The following is a 12,788-nucleotide window of genomic DNA, read 5'->3' as shown; positions in this document are numbered from 1 at the left end:
CTGGAATCTTAAAGCTGTCCATGATGTTTAAAACAGATAAAATATGTATTTTTGAAAAAAAAGCATATTAATGAAAAAATTATTAGCTCTCAATCTTCTTATCTGTTCCATTTTTATTTTAAGCTGCACCAGCAAAGTTCCCGTAGATCCTGAAAAAAAACCTGTCGAGGAAGAAAAGAATATTCCTTCAATCCCCGATGGCGCGGTAACACCTCCTTTTAATGGAAAAATCGAAATAAAAGTAGTGTTTAGTGATAATCCTTCATCGGCCACCACAAGCTTTCCTAAATTAAAATACAATAAAGGTAAGGCAATACTTATGGAGTTTGATGATGCTGCTTTAACAGTAGTTAAAGCTTATGAGAAGCTATCAAATACATTTTATACTGACGGTTGTGGTAACAAAAAGAATTACAGTTTAGGTTTGGCTGTTAATGGTAAAAATCAATATAGTAATAAAGAGATAGGTTTTTATACTGATTATGCTGCTACATATGCGCAAAGACTCCCGTTAGTACTTAAGGGAATGGATATCATGAATCACTCTTATTATCATGATGAAAAAGGTAACTTCAATAACGGTGAAGATCGCGAGAAAAATATAAAAGATTTGGATGCGATGATATTACTGAATCAGGGATATAAAATGAATACCGTTATCGTTCCAACTAACCTGGTCGGATTTCATACTGCCTCATCTGATTTTGGCTATATTGGTGGTGCATCTCAAGGAACATTTGACAAATTTGAGCAAATTGGGAAATATACACCTAAAGGCAAATTAAGTGATATCGAACCTTTTGATTACTTAGCAATAAGAAGAGGATTTACTGACGATTGGTCAAATGATGGGTCGCATTGGGAATTGTCAAATTCTTTATTTGCCGATAATTCCTTTGATTTTTTTGAAATTGGAACGCATGGGATTAAAGATGAAGAGGCCATTAAGAATTTTAATCATTGGATAGATGATATTGCTTTAAAAGCTAAGGATAATTTGATCTTTTGCAGCTTAAGGGAGTTTTTAGAATATATATACATTAAAGACCACGTTACAAAAAAGGAAACGATTGATGGTAATACACTTACCTTAACCCTGGATTACGCTACGGTTCTTAATAAGAATATATCATGGTATGATCTTTCATTATTGGTGAATTCTGACAAAGCAATTTCTTCTGTAAGCATAAATAATCCAGACTTTGCCCTGTCATTTAATAAAACTGACAAGTTAATAAACATAAATAAAAGGAAGATAAAGTGGTGAAATCAGTTGTCGACTGCCTCAATTATTTGAGGATGTTGAGTTGATAACCGAAGCATTATCATATCTCCTTGAGTGAGCTTTTGATTCTTGTTGTCTATTTCTTGGAAATAGTTTTTATTGTTGAATCTGTAGCGGACTAGGGCGTAGCGGTTGTAATAAAGATCAAATACAGGGAATTCGAACGTGTTCACCAATTCTACTTTTCCAATCACCGTTTGGCCGTGATTTGCGAGTTGATGGGCGTAGTAGACTTTCTGTAGTTTATATGTTGCAACTACCAGTAGACCTAGGATTAGCAACATTAGAATGGGCAATAGGTGTTTTATCCAATTCATTTTGCTGGTGTCTATCCACAAATGCTTTAAGTATGTCAGGTTGTTGAAGCCGAACACCAAAAGTAAACTCGTATCTAATTTAACATTATGATATTGATGAAAAATTCCAACATACATAAAAAGAAGAATTATAGCGCAATTTATACAGGTCCATAAAGTTCTTTTCTTTGAAGGAGTGGTGAGTTTTATTTGTTCATTCATTTGAGGCGTTAAATTGGTTATTGCAATTTAACATTCTTCAGGTAATTATTCTAAACTGCAGTATATCAGTGTCTGATGTGTCTTGTTGTTTAATCATATTTTAGCGCTTCTACCGGATTAGCAGTAGTCATTTTATAGGTCCTCAGCGCTACAGTGAGCACTATGATTCCAACAGAGCCCAGTGCTGCAAGTACAAATGGCAACATTGGCAGATCTATTTTATAGGCAAATCCCTGTAACCACCGATTTAGCAAGATATAGGCTAAAGGCCAGGCAATAAGATTGGCTATGACGATCATCTTCATAAAGGACTGATTGAGAACGCTGATGAGTTCAATTGTAGTAGCGCCCAACACTTTTCTGATTGCCATCTCTTTGGTGCGCTGAATAGCTACAAATGAGATGAGGGCGAACAAGCCAAAGCAAGAAATAAATATAGCCACTGATGTAAAAAAGCTCAATAAAACAGCTGTTTTTTCCTCAACGATGTAGTAATTGGCGATGTACTCATCATAATAGCTTGGTTCATAAAATTGATCAGGAAAAGTTGATTTGAAATCTGCCCCTATTTCTTTAACAGTTTCCTGCATATGGAGGGGATTAAGCTTCACAAATGCACTTGCGTACTCTTCTTTACTTGTATAAAATATGACCGGAGAGATATCTCCATGCAGACTGAGGTTGTTAAAGTCTTTTACCACTCCAATTATTTGGGCTAATGGTCTTCTGTTTAGCTGGATATATTTTCCTAATGCATCTTTAGGATCTTTAAGATGAAGTTTGTGCAGCAATGTTTCGTTTAATATATAGCCATTCACCGTATCACTTTTGGACAAGGGTTTTCCTGCAATCATTTTCAGACCAAATATTTTGAAGTAATCCTCGTCGGCTGGTTTATTACAAAGCAGAAAATCGGTTTTCTGAGAAGAGTTATTGAAGTAGAAACTCGTAAAGTTATTGGAGCTGGTGCTTGGCGGAGTATAGGCATAGGTTACCATTTCTACTCCGCTATGTTGCAATAACTTTTGTTTAAAAGTATCAAACCTGGTTTTGTTAACGGAATCGGTCGGGACATCGACCTGTAAAATGGCATTGTTATTAAATCCAAGTGACTTATTTTTAAAGTAATCGATCTGTTTCAGTACTACAAGAGTTCCGATAATGAAAATCAGTGTTACTGTAAATTGAAAAATTAAGAGGACACTTCTTAGACTCCAGATGCCCTTATTTCCCTGGATGATTTTATTCTTTAGTGCATTTATTGGATTGTATCCAGATACGAAAACGGCAGGATACAGACCTGCAAGAAAACTTACCGCCAGCCAAAGGGTGAGGATAAAGGCGAGGATAATAGGATGATCAATTATATTGAATGGAATCTGCTGGCCGAGAAAATTTCCTACTACTGGCAGTGCAATCTCAGTAGCAATACAAGCTATTGTGATAGCTACAAACGTGATTACAAAAGTTTCGGCTAAAAAACGAAACAGAAGTTGTTTACGATTGCTGCCTAAGACCTTACGGATTCCTACCTCTTTTGAACGGCCAATTGCCTGTGCCGTTGCCATGTTAATGAAATTGATGCAGGCAATTAACAAGATTAGCGATCCTAAAATCCTTAAAGAATTAATTTGCAGCGGGGTATATCGCCTGGGCGAAAAATTACCAAACTTACTATCTAGATGTACATCAGAAAAAGGTTGAAACAGATGTGTATTTGAAAGCGGATCTTTTGCGTCGTAATATTTTTTGGTATATCCATCCAGCTGAACTTGCAATTGCTTAATATCAGTATTAGGCTTTACCATCACATAGCAATTATGGCCCATGTTTACAGAGTTCCAGCGCATACTTGTGGCATTTCCAAAGTTCTGATAGGAGATGACCAGATGAATTGGGAAATCAGTATTTTTTGGCAGATCTTTTATAATTCCGGTTACCTCATAAAAAGTCTCGTCACCGCTAAGCTTAAGCTTTTTACCCATAGCATTTTGCCAGTTGCCAAAGTATTGTGTTGCCGTACTTTGGGTAAGTGCGATATGATTGGGGGCATTTAATGAAGCCGGGTCGCCCAACGCCCAGGGGAAATTAAAGATATCAAAAATGGCTGGGTCGGTATAAAATGCAGTTCCATACTCTTTATAGTATTGCTTTGCCGACCTATCTTCTCCTGCAATCTCGACCAGATGATAACCCTGTACGAGATTTGCAATTTTCTCTAATTGAGGGAAGTCTGTACGTAATGCGCCGGCCATTGGTACAGGAACGCCCATCATAGGTACTTTTCCGTCTGTACCATTACCGAGGGAAACTACCCTAAAGATCTTGTCTGTATTTGGATGGAAATTATCGGCACTCAGATATTGTCGAATAAAAAGGAATATGATCAGTGCGCAAGTCATACCTATGGACAGGCCAACCGTATTGATAAAGGTATAACCCCTGTGTTTCCAAAGATTTCGTAAAGCAATTTTAATATTGATATAAAACATATCCAATCATTTTTCTGTAAACAGCGAAGCCTGTGCCAATTTAAGGTTTTAATTTAATGTATTGATTATCAATTTGTTGTGAACTATTTTTTTGCCTTCTCTGTTCATAAGTGAACATAGGTGTTCTGAAGTGAACAATACTGTTACTTGTGGTTGGTGAAATGATCGAGGCATCTTTTTGTATATTTAGCCAAAGTATTTCCGCTATGAACAAAGTCTTTTCGATCATTTTTCTGCTAACTGCATTTTCATTGAACCTAAACGCGCAACAGACCGAGAAGGGTAAAGTCTCTGAGACGTTTATGAACCCACTTCGTAAGGGCGCTGATCCATACATTACAAAACATGATGGTAAATATTATACGATTTTCAATGAAAAGGGTGGGTTTGCTGTTACAGAATCAAGATATCTGACAAAATTCGAAAAGAAAGAGGTAGTATGGACTCCCCCTGAAGGTAAATGGAACAGCTATAATCTTTGGGCACCGGAAATTCATCATATCGATGGGAAATGGTACATCTACTATGCAGGCTCTGTGCATAAGGGAGCTCCTTATTATGCGCAAAGGGCAGGAGTGTTGGAAAGCGACAGCCCGTTTGGGCCTTACACAGATAAGGAAAGACTATACACAGGTGATGATCCTAATCAAAAGAAAGACAATTGCTGGGCTATAGACATGACTGTTCTAGAGTTAGGTGGTAAGAAATATGCTGTTTGGTCTGGCTGGGAAACACTTCATGACCATCATGATGTAGATCAGAATCTCTATATCGCAGAAATGAAAAATCCATGGACGCTTGGGAAACGTGTGTTATTATCTAGACCCGAACTCAATTGGGAAAAGGGTGACAACATTGTATTGCAGGAAGGACCCCAAATATTGAAACACAAGGATGATGTGTTTGTTATTTACTCTACCCGAGGCTCATGGACTGAACACTATAAGTTGGGGCAGCTTCGTTTAACAAAAGGTAAAAATCCGCTGAATCCTTCATCGTGGATAAAATCTTCAAAGCCTGTTTTTCAAGGTACTTCTACCGTTCATGGACTTGGACATGCAAGTATGACAACTTCGCCTGATGACAGTGAATATTGGATTTATTATCATTCTAAAGCCGCTTTGGATGGGGGTTGGGATAACAGAGAGGTGTATCTGCAGCGATTTACTTTTGAAAAGGATGGAAATCCGGTGTTTGGCATTCCTAATGGCAGGGGAGAGATGAAGAGACCTTCGGGAGAAACAAAGATTGAAGAGTCTGCATCTCTTTGATTTAAAGCAGTTGACCTCTACGCAAATATAAACAACATTAATTAAAAAAAGCATTCAGCAGAAAAACCGATGTAAACAAAAGAAGCTGTCTCAAAAGTGTTAACTAATTCCAGTATTAAATTCAGGACATTTGACTGCATGTTTCGACGAAGTTGGGTATTTCGGGAATTAAACTGACATTAATTTACGCTCCAAGCTGACCCCTTTATTTCGGTAAAAGTGGTGGTTTTGATATGTTGAAGCTAGTTTTTGCTTCTCATTTGGATCATGTGTGCTCGTGATTTAAAGCTGTATAAAGCCTTTAGGTGCTGATCTGAGAGGCCAACAGAGTGTCCGAGTAAGTATTTGAATGGCTTAGAAGTGCTTAAATCAAGTCGAATTAAAATATCTCGATAAGGCAAGGTTTAGTAATGGTAAAGATCATTGGTTATGTTTTGCGCATCAGCGTAAAACTCTTGACTACTCCCGGCAACTACACTAGCGGCCATTTTGGCCTGAAATGGGAGGGTCACTTTTAGGTTCTTCCCCACTTTTGGTGGTTATGTGGGTTTCAGCACTAATCTTTTTCTGAGCAAATCAAAGCTGGCCCTGCCATACATTTGCCGTTTGATAGTCTTTAGCTTATTTACATTGCCTTCTACCGGGCCATTGCTCCAAGGCAAGCTGATCGCATTTTCAATGGACTGACAATCCCTTAACAGACCATTCGCAAAAGTTGCCATCTCGCTAATCCCTGAGTGCAGTACATTCTCTATCCAGCCCTGGAGTTGATTTCCCAACTTGTTTTCCATAAGATTTCGGAAATCTCTTACCAATACCAAGGCGCGTTCTAAGCCACATGATGATTTACATAATTTGTCTATTAGCTTTTTCTGCGTTGCGGTAAGCCTGTTTTCCGAGGTCAGGAATAGCATTGCAGCATTAGAAGGCTTAAAGAATGAGCCTGAGTGCTGTGGCGTTTTTGGATTCCTGGCTTTTTTCCCGATGCGAATGCCATAATAAGCTAAGGCTTCAGAGAGTGTGCTGTACCCTCCTGGATAACCCATATGCCGTAACTCACTCCATAATGTTTTCAAATAAAGTCCCTCATCTTCTTCCATTCGCTTTTTAATATAATTGAAGTAGTTCTCGATCATCCCCCTGTCCTTGTAGGATTTACGGACTAAATTTTCCGTCAACATGTATTTTCTAACGGTTTCCCTATGCATACCCAATTGTCTTGCAATTGCCTTTATTGATAAACCTTCTGCCTGTAATTTCTTCATCTCATCAAACCGTCGCCTTATAATCCCCGTTGTGGCCAATTCTTTTTCTCTTATAGGTAATTCGTCAGGTATTTCCACTGGGCTTTCCTCAATCCTCGGCGCTAATGATCTAGTTAATCTGGCATATTCACGGGTCATCATTTTGGTGAGCGCCTCACCGAGGTTTTTTAGCAAATGCCAGCGATCGGTCACTTGTATCGCCTGAGGTGCACCTTTAGTTGCCGCACGCTTGTATTTGCCATAACGATCCCTGGTTATTACTTCAAGTTTTGGCTGTTTCTTTAACCAGGTAATTAAACTCTCTTCTTCTCTGTCGGGTAGCAAATCGACAACTCTTCTTGTTGTTAAATCTACCAGAATGCTGCCATATCTTTCACGCTTTTTGTAGGCCCAATCATCAACGCCTATAGCTGTAAAAACACCTGGGGCAGGTAAAGGAGCTCTATTGATAAGTCTCAGTAAAGTAGTATCGCTGACTGGTATTGAAAAATGACAACATATTCTTTCTGCAGGTTTGCCACCCAATTCTAAAGCAGTATTAAATAGCTTATCTTCCAGACGCTTTGTTGTCCGCTTGCATGGTTGGAAATGATTTTCATAGCGTTCTGTAAAAATTTTAAGTGGACACTCGTCCGTTAGACAATGATATTTACGAGATTTCAGAAAGATCCTGCAAGACTTTCCAAAGGTGGGCAAGTCATTAAATTTCCTCGTGTAGTAACTATGTAATTTGGTGGACGGCTCACAGCAATTCGGACATAAACATATTTTCTGCCGGCTTTGAACGTATATATTTATCTGATCAGTCTGATTGTCTACCGAAATAATCTTAAATACATCAGCAGAAGAGAAAATTAGATTCGCAAGGTTCATTAATTTCTAACGAACATTAGCCTTCAATTATCATAATTACCACCAAAAGTGGGGAAGAACCACTTTTAGTGAAATATAGAGTTTACCTCCTGTGAGTTATTTTACATGAAAAAAAATATTTTTTTTCATGTAAAATTGTTTTTATATGAAAAAATAGTTACTTTCACTAAGAATACCGAAAATAAATTTTCACGAAGATGTCAGCATCGCTTAATCTTATAATAATCAATAGTAATACTTTACTGATTTTCGGTGATAAGTTCAAAACTTCGATAACGCAGCCGCCTTGCCGTGAGGTATGAAGTCTACCAAACTTAGGCGGAAAAACATTCGGTTAACTCATGAAACATAAATCAACAATTAAATAAAAAAAACCAAAATCATCCTCATTATGGCTTTACCATTAACGTTACCCGCTTACATCCTCGATCCTACAGCAACTGTTCAGGTTACTATTGTATCGAATTACACCACTGCACAGGTGGTTTTCGCCTCTGCAGGCACAACCGTTTATTCGCTTACTCTTGTACAGCAAGCCCCTACACAGGAGATTCCTGCAAATTTACAGATAGGTGATTATATTATTGTTTCTGGAACATTGAAAATGCAACTTCCAAGTGCTATTCAGGCTGGTACAGTAACATTAAACTGTCAATTCACAGATACAAATGTGAAAACTCCACAGCCACTTAATGCAGTGATTGCTACTTGGAATCTGAATCAATAATTTAACGTATCAAGGTTGGCATGTCAGGATAAACTATTCCGGCACGCCAGCTTTTGCTCGGTTAATTATTCATAATGTATCCAAAGCTCCTTTTTAGTATCTGCTTATGGTTGGTTTGCCTTTCTTCTAAGGCGCAACTTTCCAAAACTAGTACAGAGCTTACCCGGAAAATTGGTAGCGCAGTGTTTCAATATCGAATTGACCCTTCAGGAAAGGGGGTGCTCTGCAAGTTTCTCTGGAAAGATTCTATCGCTGGGATAGTGCATCTGGAGCGGTCCTTGACAAGTGCTGTATTTAACTTTGGAAATCCCGGACTACAGGGATCATGCCTGCTAAATTTAAAGCTCCCGGATGACATTACGGATATAATGCAGTTAAATGCACAGATTCTAAGCCCGGCAACAGCTCAGCGAGATTCTTCGCAGAACTTTATCGGATTGGTAGCAGCTTGGCTTCCGGCAGGAAGTTCAGCAACAAATCACGATTCTGTTATTTATCAACTAACCCCAATTGTAACAGTTGTGGTTAAGCCACTGGGCAATGCTAAAAATAATGCCAGTGTGGCCATTTACAGTGGCTCCCTGCTAGCATTTACGTCAACCTTGACACAAACGGCGCCAGTAATTACGTATGATTCCGATATTATAATCGGGGACATGAAGATCGAAAAGGGAATGCAGCTTACGCTCCAAATCCCGTCGACAGTGCAAATGGGATCAGTACGCTTACTAGCTACCTTCAGTTCTTCAACCATTCCGCCAACACGTTTCAATGCGTTTGTGGCTACTTGGGAACTGAGATAACTTAACTACTAAATCTACTTGCAATGACGACATTCACCCGATTGTTCAGTTCTAGCCTATATCAAACATCTCCGAGTAGTGGCGATATCGGATGGTGCGGATATGTTTTCAATGGTACCGGAACGCCACCAGTTTCAGGTGTAACTCTCGGGGAGCTTTTCCCGGGCGCTTCTCCACAATATCCTAACGGGATCTTTTTATTTTGTCCTACAGCACCCGTAGTGACAGACGAAACATCCGCAAACACGTTTGCAACGAACGTGCTAAATTGCTTGATTAGCCAATATGGAAATCAAGGAGCCCTAAACTATTATGCATTGGTGTGGCTGCAAGATCCTACAGTGATCAACAGCGCTGCGATGAATGCGCTGACCTTTTCCTATACGTCATTCTACAGTGTAGTAGCACCACTTTCGTATAATCCAAGCCAAAACATCGAGCTGGCAATACCTTCATCCTCACCGTGTTCATTAGATTCTAATGGGGTGATGTTCAACTTTTTTAATACACCCAATAACCCGACACTTAGCTTAAACACTCAATTCGGATCGAATTTCAAAAATCCGATTCAAAATATTTATGTTCCTACCGCTGGCCCCCTTATGGGATGCCTTGTATTCGACCTTGTAGTTCCTTCCAGTAATTTTAATTTCCCGGCAAACAATGCAGCACTAAATTATTTTTATCCAGGTCAAGGTTCGACGGTAAATCGGTTCACTTACCCATTGTTCGACTCTAGCCAGTCACAGAACGAAGGCAGTTATTATATGTCTTTTGATCCTAATAATCAGTTAAACACCGGAAGCCACTTACGTACATTTATTGTACCCACAGGAAATGGAGGTGCTGAGATTTTACCCTCGGGCTTCTCGACAGATTCGGGACTGCAACTCGGACTTTCTTCTATCGCTAATAGTTCCGCTTATCCGGATACAACACTAATCTGGATGCCTCAGAACACTACAGGTATGCTTGTATATACCAATAATCAGCAGAGTGCGGGTATTGATTATGATCTGGTTCCACAAGGGCAATATAGCATGAGCCTTTGGAACCTGCCACCCGCAAAACCAGGAACCTCTCTCAACCTTCTCGCAGGCTTGTCAGGAATTGAAACATTTACCTTTCAACCTGCTACTTCAGCATATGCCGGAGATATGCTCACTTTTTTCCACGGTCTGGCCGCATATGCTACAGCTTATGTTCCACCATCAGAAGGAACCAGTCAATCCGGAGCAGCACAACTGGATGAAACGTGGACAACCTCCTGGATAGCTATTAGTAACGGTATCAGCAACACCTCTGGTAACCTGTATTATTCGCAGCCAACCGGTGCTTCATTGTATGCTGCCGGTTATGGTGTAAATCAAACTTCACCGAGCCTATTAGGATTTTTTGAGCCGGTTGCCTGCACTCTTAAATCAGGATCACCTCTAATTCCTGTTCCGATGGTTCCGTATCGGTTGCTGGACCCGGAAACAAGTGCTGACGAGAATGATTACAACGACTTTGAGCTTAAAGTACTTTCTACCAACCGAAAATCGGTATTAGAGCCTACTATTAAATCTATGCTTTTGCAACAATTACAGTTGAAAGCAGAGGCATCGGCCGAAACAACCGAAGACACTGACACCCTCATTTATTCTACCTCACCGCAAGGATTACTTGTACAGGTTGACACTTCGACTAACCAGTGGGAACAGCTTGTTTTAGCCAGCAATACCAATGTCAACGAAGCTGGAAATCCTCCTATTACTATGGAGTTTCTCGACCTGAACCCAACCTTGCAATCAGCATTCCAAACAAATCAGCAGTTCCTGGTGATGTCATGGAACAAGCCGGTTACATCAGGTGGGCAGGATTATGTACTCTATGGTGCTCAAACATCTCCTTCAAACTTTGCTAGCGAAATGGTGATTGAAGGCTGGCCTTTTTTGGCAAATGTGCCAACCAGTGATCCAAATGGCGTGTTCACGAATGTATTTATTTTCAAGTTTTGCGAAGGAACACTAATGGACCGTATTAATGATTCCAGCACCTGGACCAGCCCGGATGTATTCAACAGTACAGCAAACGGGAATCTTGGGCTATTACAGGCATGGGTAACAGATTATTGCAATACAGCAATCCAGAAATATAAAAACGGCGATACAAATTATTATCAATTTTCTACTATTGTTCAGGATCCAAACTGGAATGGTATTTTAGTACTGCAATGTGATATCAGCGTAAGCGATTTTCCACCGGAATTGCAGGGACTGCTCGCCGGGATTGATCTTTCCCGATTCTACGGACACCATTTTGGTATTAATGTGAATCACATTTCTTCAGGAGCAGGTGGCACCCTGTCTATGAATCCTCAAAGCTCACTGTTTGGTTTGATCGATTATACCGATCCCGTCTTTAACCAATATGGCGACAGCATCACCACTTATCTTCAGAATGTTACTAACCCTCCGGGCAACTATAATTACAAAGTACTTTCGCTCAAAGTCCTTTTTGCAAACTCCAATATTCAGAACTTTAATAGCTATGTGCAGTTGGCCATTAACAGCCTTTTTGGATGTGCAGTAGCACCCGTTAATAATTCTAATATCATTATTTTTACCGGTGCCTACGAAAATCAGAACGGTATACCAAATTACACCTTTAACGAAACTGGAGACAACCTATTAGCGCTTACCAGTAATGTTATAAACGGCATCGAGATTGTAAAAGCAAATTTCGTAACCGAGCAACCTCAGAATGGAACCGATGCCACCATGGTGAATGTAAAGTTTTCTTTCTGGGGGTTTATGAATTTCGCTCAGCAGGAATTTGATCTCTATTCTTTTGGAAGTCCTCAGGATAATAATGGCAAGAATCAGTTCCTTAGCGGCGACGGCCTTTCTTATTCGAATATGGCTATTGATATGAGCTTCGCGCTGGAAACATCTTCCGTACAAATCTTTACGTTTGATGTGAGTCAGATGGCTTTTGACCTCGGACAAAGTGACTGGCGCAGCACCAGCCTTTATGGGCACTTCCCCTTGCAGCTAACTGGCATCCTTACCGGCGATACTTCAAGCCAACCTTCTTCTCAGGGTTATATTTCACTTCCTATACCTGGGATGGTCGGAAGCAGCACATGGGCCGGTACCTGGTACGGATTGGTGTTTAACCTGAATATGGGAACGATGGGTGCACTTACAAACGCCCTGGGATTTAACAGCACCATGATGATGGTTTGGACAGCCGGTGCAACCGGACAAATGGGCGCTATGTTACAGCTTCCGGGATTAAGCACACAATCGAAAACATTGAGCCTGCAGGGTGTACTAAGCCTCAATATTGGCAACCTGCAATTGCAAGCTGCTCAGAACCAGGAAGGCGGAAATCCGGTAGCTTACATGCTTTCGATGAATCAGATCACACTCAAGTTTTTGTCATTTAGCTTCCCTCCTTCAGGAGCAGTTAATTTCTATTTATTCGGTGATCCTAACGCAGATGCACAACCATCGAGTCTTGGATGGTACCTGGGATATCAAGCAACCTAACCAAACTTAACATCTGAA

General features: G+C 40.0%; 7 protein-coding genes. 5 read left to right on the top strand and 2 right to left on the bottom strand.

The window, feature by feature from the left end:
- Positions 1-70 precede the first annotated feature (70 nt).
- Positions 71-1,267, top strand: a complete 1,197-nt coding sequence (locus AC6CH7_RS14310) for a hypothetical protein (RefSeq protein WP_498263393.1) — start codon at positions 71-73, stop codon at positions 1,265-1,267.
- Positions 1,268-1,892: 625 nt separating this feature from the next.
- On the opposite strand, the gene AC6CH7_RS14305 is transcribed toward AC6CH7_RS14310, so the two are convergent.
- Positions 1,893-4,295, bottom strand: coding sequence for an ABC transporter permease (locus AC6CH7_RS14305; protein ID WP_498263392.1), 2,403 nt, complete (start codon positions 4,293-4,295; stop codon positions 1,893-1,895).
- 206 nt (positions 4,296-4,501) lie between these two features.
- Here AC6CH7_RS14305 and AC6CH7_RS14300 point away from each other — a divergent pair, with 206 nt between their 5' ends.
- Positions 4,502-5,566, top strand: coding sequence for a glycoside hydrolase family 43 protein (locus AC6CH7_RS14300; RefSeq protein ID WP_498263391.1), 1,065 nt, complete (start codon positions 4,502-4,504; stop codon positions 5,564-5,566).
- Positions 5,567-6,105: 539 nt separating this feature from the next.
- Here the strand turns inward: AC6CH7_RS14300 and AC6CH7_RS14295 are convergent.
- Positions 6,106-7,704 carry an ISL3 family transposase gene (locus tag AC6CH7_RS14295; protein WP_498263390.1) on the bottom strand — a complete coding sequence of 533 codons (1,599 nt, stop codon included), beginning with the start codon at positions 7,702-7,704 and terminating at the stop codon, positions 6,106-6,108.
- A gap of 391 nt (positions 7,705-8,095) precedes the next feature.
- On the opposite strand from AC6CH7_RS14295, the gene AC6CH7_RS14290 reads away from it, so the two are divergent.
- The 3 genes from AC6CH7_RS14290 to AC6CH7_RS14280 all read left to right on the top strand — a co-directional run bounded on the left by AC6CH7_RS14290 (position 8,096) and on the right by AC6CH7_RS14280 (position 12,770).
- On the top strand, positions 8,096-8,431 hold the full coding sequence (locus tag AC6CH7_RS14290; RefSeq protein ID WP_498263389.1) for a hypothetical protein: 336 nt from the start codon (positions 8,096-8,098) through the stop codon (positions 8,429-8,431).
- A 74-nt stretch (positions 8,432-8,505) separates the two neighbouring features.
- The gene (locus AC6CH7_RS14285; protein ID WP_498263388.1) at positions 8,506-9,234 is read left to right on the top strand and encodes a hypothetical protein; all 729 of its coding nucleotides are present in this window, start codon (positions 8,506-8,508) and stop codon (positions 9,232-9,234) included.
- A gap of 23 nt (positions 9,235-9,257) precedes the next feature.
- Entirely contained in the window at positions 9,258-12,770 is a 3,513-nt protein-coding gene (locus tag AC6CH7_RS14280; RefSeq protein ID WP_498263387.1) for a hypothetical protein, read from the top strand.
- Positions 12,771-12,788 lie beyond the last annotated feature (18 nt).

This window comes from Pedobacter sp. GQ55, from assembly GCF_059758925.1.
This window is presented reverse-complemented; position numbering and strand designations above follow the sequence as displayed.